Origin of the sequence: Nesterenkonia sp., assembly GCF_029265375.1 — a bacterium.
Taxonomy (GTDB): Bacteria; Actinomycetota; Actinomycetes; order Actinomycetales; family Micrococcaceae; genus Nesterenkonia.
In genome coordinates, this window is record NZ_JAJUJJ010000002.1 from 12,490 (window position 1) to 32,464 (window position 19,975).

General features: G+C 68.0%; 18 protein-coding genes. 7 read left to right on the top strand and 11 right to left on the bottom strand.

Annotated features, from left to right (window positions below):
• The first annotated feature begins 9 nt into the window (after nt 1-9).
• Nucleotides 10-2,385 carry an excinuclease ABC subunit UvrA gene (locus Q1K09_RS00930; protein WP_300342431.1) on the top strand — a complete coding sequence of 792 codons (2,376 nt, stop codon included), beginning with the start codon at nt 10-12 and terminating at the stop codon, nt 2,383-2,385.
• Here the strand turns inward: Q1K09_RS00930 and Q1K09_RS00935 are convergent.
• From Q1K09_RS00935 to nth, 6 genes are all read right to left on the bottom strand, one after another.
• Nucleotides 2,373-3,017 carry a type II secretion system F family protein gene (locus tag Q1K09_RS00935; protein ID WP_300342433.1) on the bottom strand — a complete coding sequence of 215 codons (645 nt, stop codon included), beginning with the start codon at nt 3,015-3,017 and terminating at the stop codon, nt 2,373-2,375. The two genes, Q1K09_RS00930 and Q1K09_RS00935, sit on opposite strands and share 13 nt — an antisense overlap.
• Nucleotides 3,010-3,738 carry a type II secretion system F family protein gene (locus Q1K09_RS00940; protein ID WP_300342435.1) on the bottom strand — a complete coding sequence of 243 codons (729 nt, stop codon included), beginning with the start codon at nt 3,736-3,738 and terminating at the stop codon, nt 3,010-3,012. The genes Q1K09_RS00935 and Q1K09_RS00940 overlap by 8 nt, the downstream gene beginning before the upstream one ends.
• Nucleotides 3,735-4,871: a TadA family conjugal transfer-associated ATPase gene (locus tag Q1K09_RS00945; protein ID WP_300342436.1), complete on the bottom strand. Its 1,137-nt coding sequence runs from the start codon at nt 4,869-4,871 to the stop codon at nt 3,735-3,737. The genes Q1K09_RS00940 and Q1K09_RS00945 overlap by 4 nt, the downstream gene beginning before the upstream one ends.
• Complete coding sequence (locus tag Q1K09_RS00950) at nt 4,864-5,985, bottom strand: hypothetical protein (RefSeq protein ID WP_300342437.1); 1,122 nt, start codon at nt 5,983-5,985, stop codon at nt 4,864-4,866. The genes Q1K09_RS00945 and Q1K09_RS00950 overlap by 8 nt, the downstream gene beginning before the upstream one ends.
• 184 nt (nt 5,986-6,169) lie before the next feature.
• The gene (locus Q1K09_RS00955; RefSeq protein WP_300342439.1) at nt 6,170-6,913 is read right to left on the bottom strand and encodes a CoA pyrophosphatase; all 744 of its coding nucleotides are present in this window, start codon (nt 6,911-6,913) and stop codon (nt 6,170-6,172) included.
• Entirely contained in the window at nt 6,906-7,703 is a 798-nt protein-coding gene (gene nth, locus Q1K09_RS00960) for an endonuclease III (protein WP_300342440.1), read from the bottom strand. Before nth ends, Q1K09_RS00955 begins: the two co-directional genes overlap by 8 nt.
• Before the next feature lie 209 nt (nt 7,704-7,912).
• Between nth and acs the strand changes: the two genes are divergently transcribed.
• Together acs and aroQ are read left to right on the top strand one after the other, a co-directional pair.
• Nucleotides 7,913-9,901, top strand: a complete 1,989-nt coding sequence (gene acs, locus Q1K09_RS00965; RefSeq protein WP_300342441.1) for an acetate--CoA ligase — start codon at nt 7,913-7,915, stop codon at nt 9,899-9,901.
• A gap of 80 nt (nt 9,902-9,981) precedes the next feature.
• Entirely contained in the window at nt 9,982-10,422 is a 441-nt protein-coding gene (gene aroQ, locus Q1K09_RS00970; protein WP_300342443.1) for a type II 3-dehydroquinate dehydratase, read from the top strand.
• Between the two features lie 12 nt (nt 10,423-10,434).
• On the opposite strand, the gene Q1K09_RS00975 is transcribed toward aroQ, so the two are convergent.
• Both Q1K09_RS00975 and Q1K09_RS00980 read right to left on the bottom strand, forming a co-directional pair.
• Complete coding sequence (locus Q1K09_RS00975; RefSeq protein ID WP_300342445.1) at nt 10,435-10,827, bottom strand: VOC family protein; 393 nt, start codon at nt 10,825-10,827, stop codon at nt 10,435-10,437.
• A 55-nt stretch (nt 10,828-10,882) separates the two neighbouring features.
• Nucleotides 10,883-12,055 (bottom strand): MarP family serine protease, encoded by a 1,173-nt coding sequence (locus Q1K09_RS00980; protein WP_300342447.1) that lies wholly within the window; start codon nt 12,053-12,055, stop codon nt 10,883-10,885.
• 185 nt (nt 12,056-12,240) lie between these two features.
• Between Q1K09_RS00980 and Q1K09_RS00985 the strand changes: the two genes are divergently transcribed.
• The 4 genes from Q1K09_RS00985 to Q1K09_RS01000 all read left to right on the top strand — a co-directional run bounded on the left by Q1K09_RS00985 (nt 12,241) and on the right by Q1K09_RS01000 (nt 14,864).
• Complete coding sequence (locus Q1K09_RS00985) at nt 12,241-12,918, top strand: Crp/Fnr family transcriptional regulator (RefSeq protein WP_300342449.1); 678 nt, start codon at nt 12,241-12,243, stop codon at nt 12,916-12,918.
• Between the two features lie 61 nt (nt 12,919-12,979).
• Nucleotides 12,980-13,144, top strand: coding sequence for a hypothetical protein (locus tag Q1K09_RS00990; RefSeq protein ID WP_168888476.1), 165 nt, complete (start codon nt 12,980-12,982; stop codon nt 13,142-13,144).
• A gap of 27 nt (nt 13,145-13,171) precedes the next feature.
• Nucleotides 13,172-13,633 carry a RidA family protein gene (locus Q1K09_RS00995; RefSeq protein ID WP_300342452.1) on the top strand — a complete coding sequence of 154 codons (462 nt, stop codon included), beginning with the start codon at nt 13,172-13,174 and terminating at the stop codon, nt 13,631-13,633.
• Nucleotides 13,623-14,864 (top strand): ATP-grasp domain-containing protein, encoded by a 1,242-nt coding sequence (locus Q1K09_RS01000; protein WP_300342454.1) that lies wholly within the window; start codon nt 13,623-13,625, stop codon nt 14,862-14,864. The genes Q1K09_RS00995 and Q1K09_RS01000 overlap by 11 nt, the downstream gene beginning before the upstream one ends.
• A 32-nt stretch (nt 14,865-14,896) precedes the next feature.
• On the opposite strand, the gene Q1K09_RS01005 is transcribed toward Q1K09_RS01000, so the two are convergent.
• The 3 genes from Q1K09_RS01005 to Q1K09_RS01015 all read right to left on the bottom strand — a co-directional run bounded on the left by Q1K09_RS01005 (nt 14,897) and on the right by Q1K09_RS01015 (nt 19,846).
• On the bottom strand, nt 14,897-15,865 hold the full coding sequence (locus tag Q1K09_RS01005; protein ID WP_300342455.1) for an ion transporter: 969 nt from the start codon (nt 15,863-15,865) through the stop codon (nt 14,897-14,899).
• A 64-nt stretch (nt 15,866-15,929) separates the two neighbouring features.
• Nucleotides 15,930-17,909, bottom strand: coding sequence for an ABC transporter ATP-binding protein (locus Q1K09_RS01010; protein ID WP_300342456.1), 1,980 nt, complete (start codon nt 17,907-17,909; stop codon nt 15,930-15,932).
• Nucleotides 17,906-19,846, bottom strand: a complete 1,941-nt coding sequence (locus Q1K09_RS01015; protein ID WP_300342458.1) for an ABC transporter ATP-binding protein — start codon at nt 19,844-19,846, stop codon at nt 17,906-17,908. The genes Q1K09_RS01010 and Q1K09_RS01015 overlap by 4 nt, the downstream gene beginning before the upstream one ends.
• Between the last annotated feature and the right edge of the window lie 129 nt (nt 19,847-19,975).

The following is a 19,975-nucleotide window of genomic DNA, read 5'->3' on the forward strand; positions in this document are numbered from 1 at the left end:
TCACACTCCATGGAGACCAGCGCGCACACTGCAGACACCCATGAGGCGATCAGAGTCGAAGGGGCTCGTCAGAACAACCTGCAGAACATCTCGGTCACCATCCCCAAGCGGCGCCTGACAGTCTTCACCGGGGTCTCCGGTTCGGGGAAGTCCTCGCTGGTCTTCGGCACGATCGCTTCAGAGTCCCAGCGGATGATCAATGAGACCTATTCCGCTTTCCTGCAGGGGTTCATGCCGCAGCTGGCCCGGCCCGATGTGGATGTGCTCGAGGGCCTGACCACCGCCATCATCGTGGACCAGGAGCGGCTGACCGCCAATATCCGCTCCACGGTGGGAACAGTCACCGACACCCATGCGATGCTGCGCATCCTGTACTCCCGGATCGGTGAACCGCACATCGGCTCGCCCAACGCATTCTCCTTCAATGTGGCCACCGCCTCCGGCAAAGGAGCCCTGACAGTGGAGAAGTCCTCCTCGCCCAGCAAGCCGCAGCGGGCCGAATTCACTGTGCTCGGCGGTATGTGCCCCCGCTGCGAGGGCACCGGCAATGTCACCGACCTGGACATCGACCAGGTGGTGGACCGGTCCAAATCCCTCAATGACGGCGCCATCACGGTCCCGGGCTACAAGCCCGGCCGCTGGTCAGTGCGGTTCTACGCCGAGTCCGGATTCTTCGACCCGAACAAGCCGGTCGGCGAGTTCACCGAGGACGAGCTGCACCATCTGCTCTACCAGGAGCCGGTGAAGCGGAAGATCGGCGGGGCAAATATGACCTACCAGGGGCTCATCCCGCAGATCCAGAAGTCCTTCCTCTCCAAGGACCGGGAGGCGATGCAGACCCATATCCGCGCATTCGTAGACCGCGCAGTCACCTTCATCGCCTGCCCCGACTGCGGCGGCACCCTGCTCAACGAATCCGCCCGCAGCTCCAAGGTGGGGGGCATCAGCATCGCTGAGGCCTGCGCCATGCAGATCACCGACTTGGCCGAATGGGTCCGCTCCCTCCACGCTCCGGAGGTGGCACCGCTGCTGAAGTCTCTGGGCAAGACCTTGGATCACTTCACCGAGATCGGACTGGGCTACCTCTCCCTGGACCGGCCCTCCGGAACGCTCTCCGGCGGAGAGGCCCAACGCGTCAAGATGATCCGCCACCTCGGCTCCGCGCTGACCGATATCACCTATGTCTTCGACGAGCCGACCGCGGGCCTGCACCCGCACGACATCCAGCGGATGAACAAACTGCAGCTGCGCCTGCGGGACAAGGGCAACACGGTTCTGGTGGTCGAACACAAGCCGGAGGTCATCGCCATCGCCGACCATGTGGTGGATATGGGACCTGGTGCCGGCACCCAGGGCGGAGAGGTGGTCTACACCGGAGACGTGCACGGACTGGCCAGCTCCGGAACGCTGACCGGCAACCATCTGGCCTACCGCGCCCAGCTGAAGGAGCAGGTGCGCACCCCCGCCGGTGCGGTGGAGATCCACGGAGCCGATACCCACAATCTCAACAGCGTGGACGTTGATGTCCCGCTGGGTGTGCTCACCGTGGTCACCGGGGTGGCCGGATCGGGCAAGTCCTCCCTGATCCACGGGCATCTGGCGCTGGACAATGGGACCCCCAGGGAGGAGGTGGTGGCCGTGGACCAGGCACCCATCAAGGGTTCGCGCCGCTCCAATCCGGCCACCTACACCGGCCTGCTGGAACCTGTGCGCAAAGCTTTCGCGAAGGCAAACGGCGTCAAACCGGCCCTGTTCAGCGCCAATTCGGAGGGCGCCTGCCCAGCCTGCGCGGGGTCCGGGGTGATCGAGACGGATCTGGGCATCATGGCCACTGCCACATCCCCCTGCGAGGAGTGCGAAGGCCGCCGCTACCGCCCAGAAGCGCTCGAATACACCCTGGCGGACCGCAGCATCACTGAGGTGCTGGATCTGTCGGCGGCTGAGGCCCTGGAGTTCTTCAGCTCGCCAGAGGCCAGACTGCCCGCGGCCGCCAAGATCCTGCAGCGGCTGTGCGACGTCGGCCTGGGATACCTGCGGCTGGGGCAGCCGCTGAACACACTCTCCGGCGGCGAGCGCCAGCGCATCAAGCTGGCCACCCACATGGGTGGCGACGGCGGCATCTACATTCTCGACGAGCCCACCACCGGCCTCCACCTAGCCGATGTGGAGAACCTGCTCGGACTGCTGGACCGGCTGGTGGACTCGGGCAAGACGGTGGTGGTGATTGAGCACCACCAGGCTGTGATGGCCCACGCCGACTGGATCATCGACTTAGGACCGGGAGCCGGGCACGACGGCGGCGAGATCGTCTTCACCGGCACACCGCAGCACCTGACCAAAGCAGAGACGGTCACCGGCCAGCACCTGGCCGACTATCTCCGGTGAATCCCCGGCGCTCCGGGCTGAATCCCCACGGCACTGGCCGGAATCCCCACGGCGCCGGCTGGAATCCCCAGTGCCTCAGGAAGCATGCTCAGCACCACCGGCACCACTCCCAGCAGGATGAACGCCGGCAGGAAGCAGACTCCCAGCGGCAGCATCATCTTCACCCCCAGCTCCTCAGCGCGCCGCTGAGCCTCATGCCGGCGGGCGGTCCGCAGCTGCTCGGCAGCGGCCATCAGCATCGAGGCGCTGGGGGCGCCGGTGGCGTGGGCGAAGCTGAGCTGCTCACACACTGCGGAGAGCTGCTCGTCCCCACGCACCTGTTCGGCGGCCTGCTCCCAGCCGGCCCCGGCGGCCAGGGCGTGGTGCACCCGGCGCAGGTCTGCGGCCTCCGGCACGGCGTCGGCAAGTCGGATCAGCGCCGCCTCTATCCCTACGCCGGCCTGCAGCAGCGCCGCGGCGAGATCCAGCAGCATGGCGGCGTCGGCCGCCGCATCCGGCTGGGTGGAGCCGCGTCCCCGGCGCAGCCTCAGCCTCCCGCGCAGCGGCCTGCCGGTGGGTCCGGCGCCGGGCATCAGCAGCAAGGCTGAGGCCGTCACCAGGACGGCGGCAAGGATCCCCCACAGCTCACTCATCGCCCACCGCCGCGATCATGCGCGCACTCCAGAAGCCTCCTGCTGCCAGAAGCGCCAGCCCGGCGGTCAGGCACAGCGTCCCCCAGCCGCCGCCGAGCAGGGCAGCTAGCGGTGAGGCTCCCATGATCTGCCCGAGCATCACGCCGCCGATGGGCAGCAGTGTGAGGATCTGCTGGGTCAGCTTCGGCCCGGCCACCGCGGTGCGCACCTGGGCGGACAGCTCCGCGCGGTCCTCTGCCGAACGGGCCAGCTGCTCCACGAGTCTGGACAGCGGCGCTCCGGTGCGTTCTGACAGCCTGGCCACCCCAGCCAGGCGGTGCAGCAGTGTGCGCAGTGCAGCCGCATCGCAGTGCGATGCAGCTCTGCGCAGCCCCTCGGCGGCCCCGAGTCCGGTGTGCAGCGAGGCGGCGACGGTGGAGCACACCGAGCTCAACGGATGCTCCGGCGCAGTGCGGCGCCAGTGCGCGGCCAAATCTGCCCATGCCTGAGCCTCGCTCCGGCCGGACTGCAGCAGAGCAGCGTACTGCCGCAGCAGAGCGGCGGTCTCCTCCGGCTGCGGCTCCGCGACTGCCTTCCGCATCCTCAGCAGAGAGCCGGCGGCTCTGCGCAGCGTGAACGTACGGGGCACGGGGCGCCTGGGGCCGGCATCCGCAGGGGGGAGCAGCACCAGGATCGCCGCGACGCTCAGCGCCGCCGCTGGTGCCCACGCCAGCAGGCTCATCTCAGCAGCTCCTGCCAGGGCCCGGTCTGCCATCCTGGGCCGCGCCGCAGACTGTGGTGCTCCCAGGTCAGCACCGGGAGCATCTGCAGACGTCCGTCCCGGTAGGCGACCTGCGACAGCTCCACCGGTGTTCTTCTGGTCCCGTGACGCTGAACATGGATGACCACGTCCAGTGCGGCGGCGGCCTGCACGGCGACGGTCTCCGGCGTCATGCCGGCCAGCGCCCCCATGGCCGCAAGACGCGCCGGCACGGCGTCCGAGGAGTTCGCGTGCACTGTGCCCGCGGCTCCCTGATGTCCGGTGTTCATGGCGGTCAGAAAATCGCGCAGCTCCGCGCCCCGGCACTCCCCGACAATGAGGCGGTCTGGACGCATCCGAAGGGTCTGGCGGACCAGCTGGCCCATATCCACCTGGCCCGCTCCCTCCACATTGCCCTGGCGCTGCTGCAGGTGCACCACGTGCGGATGCACGGGCATCAGTTCTGTGGTGTCCTCCACCACCACGATCCGCTCACCTGCGGGCACTTCGCCAAGCATCGCCCCCAACAGGGCGGTCTTGCCCGATCCGGTGGCTCCCGAGATCAGGCAGTTCATCCGCTGCCCCACCACCGCCCCGATGACCTTCAGCCACTCATCGCGGGCCTCCCACTGATTCGCCAGCTGCTCCAATGAGGCGGTGGACCGGCGAGCCACCCGCACGGAGATGAGGGTGCCCTCCACGGCCACCGGCGGGATCACCGCGTGGATGCGGTACGGGCCGATCCGGCCGTCGGCGCACGGATGGCCCTCGTCCAGCCGGGCCCCTGCCGCCGCAATCAGTCGGCGCGCCAGCGTGCGGGCCTGCTCTTCGGACTCCAGCTGCACCCCGGTGCTGCGCAGCCCCTGCTCGCCGTCGGTCCACACCGTCCGGCTGCCATCGAGGATCACGTCCGTGACTCCCTCGGCGTCGGCGAACTGCTGCAGCGGACCGAGGCCGACCAGCTCGTCACGCAGCCGCTTCACCAGCTGCGCCGCAGTGGCTGAGCCCAGGGCTAGGCCTTCGACGCGCACCAGGTCAGCGATCCGGGCCGCGGTGACCGGTTCTGCCGAAGTGGTCAGCTTCTCCCGCAGAAGCTCCAGCTGCGGCTCATCCATCCCATCCCTCCGGCGGCTCGATGTGCAGTCCCTGAAGCAGCCCGGCGACAATGCGAGCACCCCGCCTGCTGCGCAGCAGGTGGTAGGCCTCACCCACATGGTCGCTGCGCGCCAGCCAGCGCTGTTCGGCCAACTCGGCAGTCACCGGGAGACCGACAGCCTGCTGCATCTCTTCCGGACCCCATCCGGCGGCTGCAGTGCGATTGAGCGCCAGCACCGCAGCCGAATGCGGCAACAGCTCCCGCAGCCGCTTGGCTGCCGCCGCTGCCCGCGGGGAGGCGCGGGCGACCAGTATGGTGCGCTCGGCCGGCTCCGGCAGCGCGGTGATGATCTCGGCCCGGGTGCCGACGTCGACAATGACTGCATCGAAGGCCCGGCGGGCGGCCCGGAGCACGGCAGGAAGAAGGCGGCGGCAGTGCTGAGGATCGGCGCTGCCGGTGAGGACCGCCACCCCGTCGGCCCCAGGCAGCGCATTGGCAAGATGCTTCGCCGAGATCTCACCTTCGGTGGCCAGCAGCCGCTCCCAGTCCAGGCGACCCTCAGGCAGACCGTGGTCGCCCTCCAGCTCGCTGCGGTGCGCACCGGTGACCAGCTCCAGCGCCCCGCTTCCCGGGCCCGGGCAGGCATCCAGCAGCGCCGGGCGCTGACCGCGCACCGCCAGCTCTGCCGCGCAGAGGTAGGCCACGGTGGTGGCTCCCGCTCCGCCGCCGGTGGACGCCACCGCCACCACTGGGCCCTGCGCCCGGTCCAGCACCCGGGAGACCAGCACTTCGCTCAGCCACCGTTCGGCCTGCGGCAGCGGCACTGGCACCAGTCCAGGTTGGGCCGCTGCGGCCTCCCACAGGGCAGACGGCTCGTCGCCCACCAGCAGGACCCCCTCTGCCTGGGCAGCGGTGGGCGGCAGAGCCTGCGGTGTGCACAGCACCGCAGCCCAGTCGCCGTCGGGGGCCTCGCCCCAGGAGGGGGCGGTGTGCAGGCGCACCCCGGCCACCGCGGCCAGCAGCGCGATCTCCTCATGCAGGGATTCCTCCGCACCGATCAGCAGCACGGCATCCTCCTGCGGCAGCTGGTCCGCACGATCTCGGTAGGCAGCCTCTGCTTCGCGGCGTCTCATGAGTGTGAGTCTGCACAGCGGCGCCCCCAGCCACCGAGCCGCCCATCCCGCCGTGCCCGCGCCGGCGTGGCTTCGCCTGTGCCCGGCTCCCTGGGGAAATATTCAGCCGGACCAGGTGCTGCGCGGCACGGGCTGAGAAGCCCCCGGTTCACAGTTCACGCGGCGCAGTTCAGGCTCGCGGAACTCACGCGCGGTGATACAGCAGCGGGTCCAGCTCCCGGGAGGCGTCCCAGGGATGCTCCAGACCCAGCCGATCGAGGATCCGGTCCAGCAGTATCCCGGTGAAGCCCCAGACCAGCACCGGGTCAGAGGAGCCCGCTCCGGTGTCGGACCCCTCCAGCAGGAACGCCGGGGAGGGCAGTCGGTGGCCGCCGCGCCGGACCACCGCGGTCCACCGGTTTGACGGGTCGGTCAGAGCAGCGGTGCGTACCTTCAGCACCCGGGCGACCTCCCCAGAATGTGGGGTGAGCACACCCGGGTCCTCGGTGCAGGCCAGAACCGGGGTGACAATGAATCCGCTGACCGGCACCAGCGCCTGAGGAAGCGAACCGACCACCTGTACGCGAGCCGGGTCCAGGGCTACTTCTTCTTGGGCCTCGCGCAGCGCTGCAGCGGCGACGTCGGCGTCGAAATCCTCCACCGCGCCGCCGGGGAACGCCACCTGACCGGGATGCTTGGCCAGCGCGGCGCTGCGTTCTGTCAGCAGCACCCGGGGGCCGTCAGCCTCCGGCCAGAACAGCACGAGCACGGCGGCGTGGCGGCTCTGCTCCATCGGCACTTCCGCGCCGGGCCGCAGGTTCAGCGGGATGCGGCGCCACCACCGGCCTTGGGCAGCATCCTCAGGGTGCTGCCGGGTGAAGTCTGCCCCCTGCTCAACCAGCCCGCCCAGTGTCCGGCTCAGCTGCGTGAGGCTCTGCGCGTCAGGCACTGAGCGTGTAGCCCTCCTCGCGCAGCTGGCGGCGGGTCCAGCCGGCACGCAGCTTCTCCAGCAGGTCCTCGCGCCCCGGGGCCAGCTCGTACTTCAGCAGCTTCTTCGCCTCCTCGGGGTCGGTCTCCCCTGTCCCGTAGCTGGGGCACAGCTGCGCCACCGGGCACGCCCCGCAGGCCGGGCGCCGTGAGTGGCAGATGCGCCGGCCGTGATAGATCAGCCGGTGACTCAGATCCGTCCAGTCCTTGGGTTCGAACAGCTCGGCGACGTCGCGCTCGACCTTCACCGGGTCAGTCTCCTCGGTCATTCCCAGCCGGCGGGCCAGGCGCCCAAAATGGGTATCCACCGTCAGGCCGGGTTTGCCGAAAGCATTGCCCAGCACCACAAACGCCGTCTTCCGGCCCACACCGGGCAGCTGGACCAGCTCCTGCAGGGAATCCGGCACTTCACCGTCGTGGTGCTCCACCAGCGCATTGGACAGCCCCAGCAGCGCACGCGTCTTGGCCTGGTAGAAGCCGGTGGGACGGATCAGCTCGGCCAGCTCCTGCTCGTCGGCGGCGGCCATGGCGAAAGCGTCGGGGTAGCGGGCGAACAGCCGTGGGGTGGTCTGGTTGACCCGCACATCGGTGGTCTGGGCAGAGAGCACGGTGGCCACCAGCAGCTCAAACGGGTTCTCAAAGTCCAGTTCGGCCACCGCATAGGGGAAGGTCTCCCCCAGGATGCGATTGATCCTGCGCACGCGCCGCTTCTTCCCGATCAGGGTCTTGTCCACCGGTGTGTTCTGCGCCATTCGAACCATCCTATGCATCCGGCCGCGGCCGCAGCAGCACCGCGCAGTGAGCTGAATCACATCATTGCCGCTCGTCTCGCCTCAATCTGGCGCACGCGCTATTGTGATGCTGGACACAGACGTCACAGAGACCGTTGCGCGGCGGCGATCGGTACACCGTGCCGCTCCCTAGAGCCGGCGATGAGCGGTCTCGCGAACAGGAGGAGCGCATGACCACGACTTCCCGATCCGAGAGCGTTCAGACCTTCCCTCCCAGTGAAGCGTTCGCAGCCGACGCCGTGGCCACGGCGCAGAAGTACGAGGCCGCCAAGGCCGACCGGCTCGGCTACTGGGCCGACCAGGCGCGCAGCACCCTGACGTGGGACAAGGACTTCACCGAGACGCTGGATTGGTCGGAAGCGCCGTTCGCCAAGTGGTTCATCGGCGGTGAGCTCAACGCCGCCTACAACTGTGTGGACCGGCACGTGGAGGCCGGGCACGGGGACCGGGTGGCCATCTACTTCGAGGGCGAGCCTGGGGACACCCGGACTCTGACCTATCAGGACATGGCCGAAGAGGTCGCCCGCGCGGCCAACGCATTCGAGTCCCTGGGCGTGACCAAGGGCGACCGGGTGGCCATCTATATGCCGATGATCCCGGAGACTGTGGTGGCCATGCTGGCCTGCGCCCGGATCGGCGCCATCCACTCAGTGGTCTTCGGCGGATTCTCCTCCGATGCGCTGCGCTCGCGGGCGGACGACGCCGAGGCGAAGCTGGTGGTCACGGCCGACGGCTCCTACCGCCGCGGCAAACCCTCCCCGCTGAAGCCGAATGTGGACGCCGCACTGGCCGCCCCAGGCCACACCGTGGAGCACGTCGTGGTGGTCCAGCGCAACGGCGAGAACGTGGATATGGAGTCCGGCCGGGATATCTGGTGGCACGATCTGGTGCCGCAGCAGTCCGCCGAGCACGCCTACGTGCCGCACGACTCCGAGCATCCGCTGTTCATCCTCTACACCTCCGGCACCACCGGTAAGCCCAAGGGCATCCTGCACACCACCGGCGGCTACCTGACCCAGACCGCGGTGACCCACCGGGACAGCTTCGACCTGAAGCCGGAGCAGGACATCTACTGGTGCTCGGCCGACGTCGGCTGGGTGACCGGGCACAGCTACATCGTCTACGGGCCGATGGCCAACGGCGCCACCCAGATCATCTACGAGGGCACTCCGGACACCCCGCATAAGGGTCGGCTCTGGGAGATTGTGCAGAAGTATAAGGTCACCCAGTTCTACACGGCACCGACTCTGATCCGCACCTGCATGAAGTGGGGCCGCGAGATCCCGGATCAGTATGACCTCTCCTCGCTTCGGGTGCTGGGCACTGTGGGCGAGGCGATCAACCCGGAGGCCTGGATGTGGTTCCGCGAGGTGATCGGCGCCAACAACGGTCCGGGCAATCCGCCCAAGGAGCACCCGGCCCCCATTGTGGACACCTGGTGGCAGACCGAAACGGGCGCCCACATGATCTCCCCACTGCCCGGCGTTACCGCCACCAAACCCGGCTCGGCGCAGACCCCGGTGCCCGGCATCGAGGTCGAAGTGGTCAATGAGGAGGGTAAGCAATTGGGCCGCGGCGAGGCAGGCCTGCTGGTGATCAAGGAGCCCTGGCCGGCTATGCTGCGCGGCATCTACGGGGACCCGGAGCGCTACAAGGAGACTTATTGGTCACGCTTCGGGGATCTGTACTTCGCCGGCGACGGCGCCCGGTACGACGACGACGGCGACATCTGGCTCATGGGCCGGGTGGACGACGTGATGAACGTCTCCGGGCACCGGCTCTCCACCACGGAGATCGAATCGGCCCTGGCGGCCCACGAGGCCGTGACCGAGGCCGCTGTGGTCGGCGCGAAAGACGCCACCACCGGCGAGGCGGTGGTCGCCTTTGTGATCCTCACCGGCGCGGCCGCTGAGGGCGCCGATACTGAGGCCCTGGAGCAGGAGCTGCGGGCGCACGTGGGCAAGGAGATCGGTCCGATCGCCAAGCCGCGCAATGTACTGGTGGTTCCCGAGCTGCCGAAGACCCGCTCCGGCAAGATCATGCGGCGCCTGCTGAAGAACGTGGCCAACGGCGACGAGGTGGGCGACGCCTCCACCCTGGCGGACCCCTCGGTGATGGAGAAGATCGCCGAGGATATGCGCACCAAGCACGGCAGCTGATCCATTCCGGCTGAGCGAAAGCGGCGGGCACCCCTCCGGTGGCGAGGCTGGGTCCCGCCGCTTTCGCATAGGCTGGCCCTATGACTGGGCGACTGCTGATTGTGCATGGTCCGAACCTGAACCTGCTGGGCACCCGGGAGCCGGAGATCTACGGCACCGGCACCTTGGAGGACATCAACGCCCTGTGCCGCGCCGCAGCCGCTGAGCACGGCCTTGAGACGGAATTCGTGCAGTCCAATCATGAGGGTGTTCTGGTGGACGCGATCCAGGCCGCCCGGGGCTCGGCCGACGGCATTGTGATCAACCCGGCCGCCTACACCCATACGTCGGTGGCGATCGCCGATGCCCTGGCCGCCGTCGGGCTCCCCACCGTGGAGGTCCACCTGTCCAATGTGCATGCCCGGGAGCCGTTCCGCCGGCACTCCTATGTCTCACCGCATGCCAGCGCTGTGATCGCCGGTGCGGGGGCCAACGGCTACCAGTTCGCCGTGGAGCATCTGGCTGACCTGCTGCGCGGCTGAGCAGCCGTTTTCTCAGCCCGCCTCCACCTCGGCGTCCGAGCGAAGGACACAGAACAGGTTGCCCTCCGGATCGGAGAACACCACCCACCCGGACCCCGGCCCATAGATGCCCCGGTGATCGGCCACCTCCGCGGCCCCGAGCGCACGCACCCTCTCGATCTCGGCATCCCGCGTTCCGCCTCGCGGACGCAGATCCAGGTGGATCTGCCTGGTGGGCGAGGGGTCTTCAACTTCCAGAAACAGCATCCGGTGTCCAGTACCGGGATCGACGATCATGCAGTGATCGTGCCCGGGCCCATTGGGGTCACCGGGGACGTCAGTGTAGTCCAGCAGGCGCTTCCACCATTCGGAGAGCTCATAGGCGTTGGCGCAGTTGATGGTGGTGTGAGATACGTAACACGTCATGCCCCGACTCTACGCCCGACTGCTCGGCCCGCCGCTCGGCCTGCGCTGCGGAGAGTCAGCGGTCCACGCACTGGCCTGTGGAGACAGTGTCGGTGAACGTATCGGGGGCAGCCAGCACGTCCCCGGCGCTCTCTGCGGTCACCGCGAATCCCACCGAATTGCCCTCCACGGCCCGGGCGAAGACCACCCCGGCCACCTCGCCGTCGGCGTTGACCAGCGGACCGCCGGAGTTGCCCTGCCGGACATCGGCGCTGACCTGGTAGATCTCCAGCTCAGAGGGGGACCCGCCGTAGATGTTGTTCACCGAGGACACGTCGCGAGCCTGCACCAGGGCTGGGCCGGCCACGAACGGCCCGCCGGAGGGATAGCCCATCACATAGCCCTGCTCCCCCGGCTCCATAGGTCCGCCCACCGGCGCAGGAGCAGCCGCTAAGGTGTCCACTGCCAGCAGCGCGATGTCGCTGGCCGGGTTGAAGTAGACCGCCCGGCCGGTGACCACCTGCCCGTCGGGCAGCTCCACCGAAGGTTCACTCACCCCAGCGACGACATGCGCATTGGTCACCACCCGGTTCGGCGAGACGGCCACGCCGGATCCAGTCTGGGACTGTCCGCAGGCCTGCGCAACGCCGGTGACCCGGGCGACCGACTGCGTGGTTGCCAGGGCGGCCTCGGTCAGTTCGCCGCCTTCCGGAACCTCCTCCGCCTCAGGGACCAGCAGCTGGGCAATCTCCGGGATGTCTGAGGCCATCACAGTGCTGCGGACCTCAGCGAACATGGTCTCCACCGAGTCGGGCACCGCCCCATCGATGGTCTGCAGCACCACCGACTGCCGCATGTGCTGGTTGACCTGGGGAAAGCCCATGGCCTGCACAGAGAAGCTGAGCGCTGCGATCACGATCAGCGCGACCGCCAGATTCAGCGCCCCGCCGATCAGCGAGCTGACAGTGCGCACCATCGGGGAGCGGAAGAGCCGCTGGACCTCCGAACCGGCCGCAGTGCCCAGCGCATGGCCGGCGGCGATGAGCACCAGAGCGCAGCCGATGACCGCGGCGATGCGCCCCAACGGATGCGGAACCCAGCCGGCCACCAGCGGGATGGCGAAGAACGCTGCGGTGGCGCCCACCAGGAATCCGGCGGCTCCTCCGATGGTGACCCAGACGCCTCGGGCCAATCCGGCCACCAGGAATCCGATCAGCACCAGCACCAGCACTACGTCCAGCAGCGTCACGCCCGCCGGCCCCCTTTCACCTGCATCAGTCCGCCCCTAAGAATGGCACATCTGCTGCCCGGCGGGTTGAGGTGGGGCAACACGTGGCCGAAAGACCCTTGAAAAGTATTAGCTTGTCATATGTTGGACCTGATAACTTCTAAAGGAATACTGCTGACAGTCCAAGACTCAAGAATGGATCGGCCATGGATCTCGACGTGCTGCGCCGCGCCCCCCTCTTCGCCACGCTCGATGACGATGTCTTCGCAGCGCTGACCAATGAGCTCACCGAGGTGGAGCTCTCCCGCGGGTCGTCCGTGTTCCACGAAGGCGATCAGGGCGATCAGCTCTACTTCATCGTCTCCGGCAAGATCAAACTGGGCCGCTCGACCCAGGACGGCCGTGAGAACCTCCTTGCTGTGCTGGGCCCCGGCGAGATCTTCGGCGAGATGGCGCTGTTCAACCCCGCTCCGCGCACCGCCACCGCCACCGCGGTCTCCGAGACCCGACTGGCAGGCCTGAAGCATCAGAGCCTCAAGGACGTCATCACCTCCAACCCGGACGTCTCCGTCCAGCTGCTGCAGGCCCTGGCCCAGCGCCTGACCCGCACCAATGAGTCCCTAGCTGACCTGGTGTTCTCCGATGTCCCCGGGCGTGTGGCCAAGGCCCTGCTGGACCTGGCCGACCGCTTCGGCCGTCCTGCCCCCGACGGCATCCTGGTCACCCACGAGCTGACCCAGGAGGAGCTGGCCCAACTCGTCGGCGCCTCCCGCGAGACCGTCAACAAGGCGCTGGCCGAGTTCGTCCAGCGCGGCTGGCTGCGCCTGGAGGCCCGCGCCGTGGTCATCCTGGACATCCAGCGCATCCGCCAGCGCTCCCGCTGAGCCCGCCAGTCCGGGCCCGCACCCGCTCCGGCGCGCGTCTTTCGTGAGTTAGGCTGGGGCCATGGCTGAACTGACCCAGTGGGAATACGCGACCATTCCGTTGATCATCCACAACACCAAGGGCATCCTCGACCAGTGGGGCGAGGACGGCTGGGAGCTGGTCACCGTGCTTCCGGGCCCCGACGGCAACGCCCCGGTCGCCTACCTGAAGCGCCCCAAGCAGTAGTCCCTCTCGCCCCGCAGGAGCACCTGAATGTCTGCCGTTGAAGACCGCCTGTCCGAACTGGGTCTGACCGTCCCCGAGGTTGTCCCGCCCGTGGCCGCCTACCAGCCCGCCGTCGTCGCTGACGGCGTCGTCTACGTCTCCGGCCAGCTGCCGCTGGTCAACGGCGAGCTTCCGTCCACCGGAAAGGTAGGCGCGGAGGTCACCGAGGAGAAGGCCTACGAGCTGGCCCGGATCTGCGGACTGAACCTGATCGCCGCGCTCAAGCAGGCCGTCGGAGACCTGGACCGGATCACCCGGATCGCCAAGGTCGGCGGATTCGTGGCCTCCACCCCGGAGTTCACCGGCCAGCCGAAGGTCATCAACGGCGCCTCCGAGCTGCTCGGCCACGCCTTCGCAGACGCCGGCGCCCATGCCCGCAGCGCCGTCGGCGTCCCAGTGCTGCCCCTGGACACCCCGGTCGAGGTGGACCTGATCGCACATGTCGCCTGAGCGCGACGTCCTGCCGGTCATCGTCGGCACGGACCTCAACGCCTACCACATGGCCGCCTCCTTCCATGAGGCCTACGGCATCCGGCCGCACCTGATCGGCAAGGTGCAGATGGGCTTCACCCACTACTCCACCATCATCGGGGCCACCACCTTCGTGGACAGGCTCGACGACACCGAGGTCTTCGTCCCCACTCTGCGCGACTATGCCGAGCAGCTGGACACCGACGCCGAGCTGCTGCTGGTGGGCACCAACGACCACTATGTCCGGCTCATCGTGGAGAACTCCGAGGCCCTGGCCGAGCACTACCGGTTCAACTACCCCAACGAGACCCTGCTGAACCAGCTGCAGGTCAAAGACCAGTTCTATCCCCTGGCCCAGCAGCACGGCCTGCAGATCCCGGAGACCCACATCCACCAGGTCGGGCAGCCGCTGGAGGCAGAGATCTCCCGGTATCCGGTGATCCTCAAACCCGGCGACGGCGTGCAGTACTACCGGCACAAGTTCCCCGGCCAGGAGAAGGTCTACCGGCTCTACAGCTACGACGACGTCGCAGCCACCATTGAGACCATTGAGGCCAGCGGGTACCGGGGCACGGTGATCATCCAGGACTTCATTCCCGGCGACGACACCTTCATCTGGGACTCGGTGCTGTATCTCAACAGCGAATCCCGCGCGGAGTTTGTGAACTTCGGTCAGGTGGTGCTGCAGGAGCATGAGGCCTCAGCCATCGGCAACTACACCGCCATCGTCTCCCGGTTCAACCGGGAAGTGATGACCCAATTGAAAGATTTCCTTGAGGCCGTGGGCTACACCGGTCTGGCGAACGTGGACCTGAAGTATGACGCCCGCGATGACGCGTTCAAGGTGCTGGAGGTCAATGTGCGTCAGGGCCGCTCCTCCTGGTACGCCACAGCGCAGGGCCACAACCTGGCAGCCGCGCTGGTGGAGGACGTGATCTATGGCCGGCGCAGCAGCGAGTGCACCTTCGTGGACGAGGAGGTGCTGTTCACGGTGGTGCCCACCAGCATTCTGCGCCGCTACGTCACCGAACCTGCGGTGCACGCCGATGTGGTGCGCCTGATCAGGGAGAAGAAGGTCCGCAACCCGCTGTACTACAGCGGGGACCGCCGGGCGCACCCGAATTCGCTGCTGCGGCTGGCCTGGCTGACCGTGCGCGGTATGCGCTACCGGAAGAAGTACGCCCGCGCCACCTGGCGCGACCAGCTCTGAGCGCAGATCAAATCTCGGTCTCCGGGGTCCGCTCAGCCCTCACGCCCGGCGCCGGGGCCGGCCTGCCGGTGGTGCAGGGCGTCACTGACCTCAGCCAGTTGTGCTCGCAGCGCCTGGATCTCCTCGCGCAGCTCGGCGGCCCCAGGCCCGGATGCTGAGCCAGGGTGCGAGTCCGATGGGGTCTGCGCCTCCGCCTGTGACGCGGCGGCGGGCTGGCCGTGCTGCTGCTGGCTGTCGTGCTGCGAACTTGCCTGGAACTGGCTGCTCTGGACGCTGGGCATGTCATGCAGGGTGTTCATCGCATCCACGATGACCGCGATGATCAGGTTCAGCGCGGTGAAGGCCGCCAGCACGATGAACGGTATGAAGAACGCCCACGCCCAGGGGTGATGGTCCATGGCGGGGCGCACGATGGTCTCCCAGCTGGAGAGGGTGGCGATCTGGAACAGGCTGAACAGGCTGGCGCCCATCGTGCCGAAGAACTCCGGCATCGTCTCGCGGAAGAAGGTGGTGGCCATCACTGAGGCGACGTAGAAGATCAGGGCCAGCAGCGCACCGGTGGAGAGGATCCCCGGCACCGCGTGCAGCAGTGCGGCTACCACCTTGCGCAGCTGCGGAAGCGCGGACACCAGTCTGAGCACACGCAGTACTCGCAGCGCCCGCAGCACCTCGAAGCCGCTCCCGGCAGGCACCAGCGCCACCGCGACCACCACAAAGTCGAAGACGTTCCACGCATCGCGGAAGAACCGCCACCCGAAGGCCAGCAGCTTCAGCAGGATCTCCACCACAAAGATGGCCAGGCAGATCGTGTCGATGCCCACCAGCACCCCACCGGCGGCAGAGGCGATCCTCTCCGAGGTTTCCAGGCCCAGCACCACAGCGTTGATCAGGATCACCAGGATCACGAACCGCTGCACGGGTGCGGATTCCACCCATTCGCCCAGCCGGCGTCGCCAGGGGGCATGGTGGGGTGAGGTCAGATGCGAGGCAGGAGTGGACATCGCAGATATCGTATCCGCTCCCGCCTCGACGCCGCGCCGCCGGAGGCGGGGAATCAGCCTCTGTTCAGGCCCCCATGGAGGCGGACCAGGCATGGTGCAGCTTGGCAAAGTAGCCTCCGGCATCGATGAGCTCCGCCGGAGATCCGTCCTCCACCACGCGTCCGTCCTCAATGACCAACACTCGGTCGGCGATCGCCACGGTGGAGAGCCGGTGGGCGATGATCAGAGCAGTCCGGTTCCCCAGCAGGCGCTCCAGCCCCTGCTGCACCAGCTGCTCGCTGGGCAGATCCAGCGATGAGGTGGCCTCATCCAGGATCAGCACCGCCGGATCCGCCAGGAAGGCGCGGGCGAAGGAGACCAGCTGCCGCTGTCCGGCCGAGATCCGCCCGCCGCGTTTGCTGACGTCAGTGTCGTATCCCTCCGGCAGGGCAGTGATGAACTCGTGGGCGCCCACCGCCTGGGCCGCAGCGATGATCTCCTCTTCGCTGGCATCAGGGCGGCCCAGGGCAATGTTGTCCCGGATCGAGCCGGAGAACAGGAAGGCCTCCTGGGTCACCATGGCCACGTGCCGGTGGTGGTCGGTCTCGGCGAGCTCACGCAGCTCCACCCCATCCAGGGTCAGGGACCCGGACGTGACGTCGTAGAACCGGGCGAGCAGCTTCACCAGGGTGGACTTTCCGGCGCCGGTGCGGCCCACCACCGCTACGGTCTGGCCGGCGGGGATGTGCAGGTCCAGCTGCTTCATCACCACCGGGGCGTCGTCGCTGTATCTGAACTCAGCATCCCGGAACTCGATCTCCCCGCGGCATTCGGGCAGCCGCTTCGGCCGGGGGACCTCGCGGACCTTGGGCGCCTCCTCCAGCAGGCCGGAGACCTTCTCCAGGGCTGCGGTGGCCGACTGAAGCGAGTTGTAGAACATCGCGATCATGTCCAGCGGCTGGAAGACCCGCTTGGTAGCCAGCGCGATGGAGGCCAGCAGACCGGCGCCCAGATCCCCTTCCAGCACCCGGAATCCGCCCCAGAGCAGCACCAGGGCCACCGAGACGTTGCCGATGAGCATCAGCGAGGGCTGCAGCACCCCGAAGAGCCCGATGGAGCGGACCATATCGTCGCGGTAGATCTTGGCCAGCCTCTTGTACTGGCGTGAGCGGGCGTTCTCCCGCCGGAAGGCCTGGACTGCGCGGATGCCGGTCATGGTCTCCACAAAGTGGACGATCATCTTCGCGCTGGAGATGCGGGTGCGGCGGTAGGCGACCTCCGCGTTGCGCTGGTACCAGCGCCCCAGGAAGTAGATCGGCACGATCGCAGCCAGCAGCACCAGCCCGGACCGGAAGTCGGTGGCCCAAATGTAGAGCGTGGTGAAGAGCATGAACATCAGGCCCTGCACCAGCTGGTTGACTCCGCCGTCGAGCAGCTCCCGCAGCGCCTCCAGGTCTGAGGTCTGCCGCGAGATGACCCGGCCGGAGGTGTAGTCCTCGTGGAAGTCCAGGCTCAGCGCCTGGGTCTTGCGGAAGACCTCATCACGCAGCTTGAACAGCATCGCCTGGGAGGCCTCGGCGGTCATGCGGGTATAGAAGTACAGCAGCACACCGGCGGTGACCGCGCAGATCAGGTAGAGCCCGGCGGGGACCCACAGGCCCGTCATGTCCCCGTCGATCAGCCGCGGGAGCCCCCAGTCGATGGCCAGCCCTCCGGCGATGAACGGCGTGGCGGCCTGGGCGCCCTGGGAGACGACGACGGCGAGGGCGGTCAGCAGCAGCTTCAGCCGCACCCCCTTGGAGGCGCGCACCAGCAGGCCCAAAGACCGCCGTCGGATGAACTTCCGCTCCTCGGGGGTGAGTTCTACGTCCTCTTCACCGGCGGTGCCGCGCAGATGGCGGAAATCGTCTTCTTCGGGCGCCGGCGCATCCTGGGAGAGGTCCAGCTCGCCGCTTCCGGCCACAGCAAAGGGCAGCTGGTCCTCAGCGGTATGGTCCCCGGTAGTGCTCGGGCGTCCGTTGCTCGGCGTCGGCTGCGCGGCGCGGGTGCGGGTATCCTGGGTCATCGCGGCACCTCCTGATGCTCGGAGGTCACTGGGCCGGTCCGGGCATCGACGGTCTGCGGTGCCGCGTCCTGTTCGGCGGGGATGGCGTCCATCAGCTGCTCGCCGGTGGGGGCGGGGGGCTTCATAATGGCCCGATAGGTCCCGCTGCGCTCCAGCAGTTCGGCATGGGTGCCGACGTCGATCACCTCGCCGCGGTGCAGGACTGCCACTCGGTCAGCCAGCGCCACTGTGGAGGGGCGGTGAGCCACGATCAGTGTCGTGGTGCCGCGCAGCACATCGCGCAGCCGCGCCGTCACTCGCTCCTCAGTGCGCACGTCCAGGGCGGAGAGCGGATCATCCAGCAGCAGCACCGACGGTTTGGCGGCGATGGCCCTGGCCAGCGCCAGCCGCTGCCGCTGACCGCCGGAGAGGCTGAGTCCCTCTTCGCCGATGCGGGTGTCCAGACCCTCCGGCAGGTTCTCCACGAACTCGGCGTCGGCGGTGTGCAGCGCCTCGGCGAGCACACTGTCCAGCTGGTCGGCCTGCGGCGCCTTCTCCCGCGGCGGGTGCTGGGGGTCCTCGGCGTCGCGTTCGTGACCGGTGCCCAGCAGCACATTGGAGCGCACCGAGGCGGAGAACAGGGTGGGGTCCTCGAAGGCCACGGCGATCCGCGAGCGCAGGTCCGGCAGATCGTAGTCGCGCACGTCCACGCCGTCGACCCGGACTGATCCGCCGGTGACGTCGTAGAGCCGCGGGATGAGGTTCAGCAGGGTGGAGGTGCCGCCGCCGGTGGCGGAGACCAGCGCCATCGTCTCGCCGGGCTCGATGCGCAGGTTCACCCCCTTGATCAGATCTTCAGTCGCGTCGGGATAGCGGAAGCGGACGTCCTGCAGCTCCACCACTCCGCGTTCGGGCGCGGTGGCCGGCTGCTCCGGGGAGACGATGTCCGGGGTCACGTCCATCACGTCCACGTGGCGGTCGATGGCGGTCTTGGCCATGAACACCATGCCGATGAGCATGCCGATCCCCTCGATGGGGTTCTTCAGCACCACCGCGGTGGCGAAGAAGGCCACCAGGGCGCCTTCGGAGACCGCTCCGGTGGCCACCTGCCACAGGCCCACAAAGATGCAGGCGGCCAGCACACCTTCGGGCAGCAGGACCATCAGCATCTGGAACTTGGCCAGGGTGCGCATCTTGGAGACTTCCAGCTCCCGCAGGCGGCCTGCCTCGCGGACGAAGCTGCTGCGCGCCCAGTCGCTGCGGCCGAAGGCCTTCAGCACCCGGATCCCGTGGACCGACTCCTCCACTTTGGTGGCGACCTCGCCGGCCTGGTCCTGGGATGACCGGGAGTAGTGTACGAACTTCTTCCGGAAGGCCGGGCCCAGCAGGATGACGGGGACGGCCGCGCAGAGGAACAGCAGCGCCAGGGCCGGCACGGCGCGGAACATCAGCACGAAGCCGACCAGCACGGTGATGGAGGCGGTCACCAGCATCAGCGAGCCGAAGGCGAAGAAGCGGCGCAGCATATTGAGATCCGCGATCGCACGGGACTGCAGCTGACCGGCCTCCCAGGCGCTGTGGAACGTCGAGGACTGGTGGATCAGCCGGTCGAAGAGCGAGGTGCGCATACTGGTCTCGGCGTCGGAGGCCGGCGGAATCACGAAGTACCGGCGCAGATAGACCAGCACAGCCTCGAGCACGCCCAGGGCCAGCACCACGGCGAAGGCTGCCCACACCACGGAGGTCAGGGCGCTGTCGGCCTCGAAGTTGTCCACCATGGCGCCGAGCACCTGGGGGATGGCCAGGGCGATGATCCCGGCCCCGATGGCGGCGAGCACGCCGAAGGTCCAGCGCAGCTTCAGCCCTTCGAGATAGGGAACCAGGCGCGCCAGTGCTTGAAGGAGGGTTCGACGTCGTCCGTTCTCGACGTCACGCTGCGCCCGCTCAGACTGTTGCATATCGCAACTACTTTACTCCTTGTGAAATGCGCCGTCCACTGGGATTCCGGGGCTGGGTCGGCAGCCTCCGGCAATCCTTGCAGGAGGGGTTGAAGAGATGCGCCGGATGAATTGACGGCCTCGTTACCA

What these genes read in the sequence shown, in the direction of transcription:
- Q1K09_RS00985 (WP_300342449.1), top strand. Translation starts at nt 12,241, where the DNA reads ATGGATCTCGACGTGCTGCGCCGCGCCCCCCTCTTCGCCACGCTCGAT.
- Q1K09_RS01000 (WP_300342454.1), top strand. Translation starts at nt 13,623, where the DNA reads ATGTCGCCTGAGCGCGACGTCCTGCCGGTCATCGTCGGCACGGACCTC.
- acs (WP_300342441.1), top strand. Translation starts at nt 7,913, where the DNA reads ATGACCACGACTTCCCGATCCGAGAGCGTTCAGACCTTCCCTCCCAGT.
- Q1K09_RS00995 (WP_300342452.1), top strand. Translation starts at nt 13,172, where the DNA reads ATGTCTGCCGTTGAAGACCGCCTGTCCGAACTGGGTCTGACCGTCCCC.
- aroQ (WP_300342443.1), top strand. Translation starts at nt 9,982, where the DNA reads ATGACTGGGCGACTGCTGATTGTGCATGGTCCGAACCTGAACCTGCTG.
- Q1K09_RS00975 (WP_300342445.1), bottom strand. Translation starts at nt 10,827, where the DNA reads ATGACGTGTTACGTATCTCACACCACCATCAACTGCGCCAACGCCTAT.
- Q1K09_RS00930 (WP_300342431.1), top strand. Translation starts at nt 10, where the DNA reads ATGGAGACCAGCGCGCACACTGCAGACACCCATGAGGCGATCAGAGTC.
- Q1K09_RS01015 (WP_300342458.1), bottom strand. Translation starts at nt 19,846, where the DNA reads ATGCAACAGTCTGAGCGGGCGCAGCGTGACGTCGAGAACGGACGACGT.
- Q1K09_RS00950 (WP_300342437.1), bottom strand. Translation starts at nt 5,985, where the DNA reads ATGAGACGCCGCGAAGCAGAGGCTGCCTACCGAGATCGTGCGGACCAG.
- Q1K09_RS00935 (WP_300342433.1), bottom strand. Translation starts at nt 3,017, where the DNA reads ATGAGTGAGCTGTGGGGGATCCTTGCCGCCGTCCTGGTGACGGCCTCA.
- Q1K09_RS00940 (WP_300342435.1), bottom strand. Translation starts at nt 3,738, where the DNA reads ATGAGCCTGCTGGCGTGGGCACCAGCGGCGGCGCTGAGCGTCGCGGCG.
- Q1K09_RS00990 (WP_168888476.1), top strand. Translation starts at nt 12,980, where the DNA reads ATGGCTGAACTGACCCAGTGGGAATACGCGACCATTCCGTTGATCATC.
- nth (WP_300342440.1), bottom strand. Translation starts at nt 7,703, where the DNA reads ATGGCGCAGAACACACCGGTGGACAAGACCCTGATCGGGAAGAAGCGG.
- Q1K09_RS01005 (WP_300342455.1), bottom strand. Translation starts at nt 15,865, where the DNA reads ATGTCCACTCCTGCCTCGCATCTGACCTCACCCCACCATGCCCCCTGG.
- Q1K09_RS01010 (WP_300342456.1), bottom strand. Translation starts at nt 17,909, where the DNA reads ATGACCCAGGATACCCGCACCCGCGCCGCGCAGCCGACGCCGAGCAAC.
- Q1K09_RS00945 (WP_300342436.1), bottom strand. Translation starts at nt 4,871, where the DNA reads ATGGATGAGCCGCAGCTGGAGCTTCTGCGGGAGAAGCTGACCACTTCG.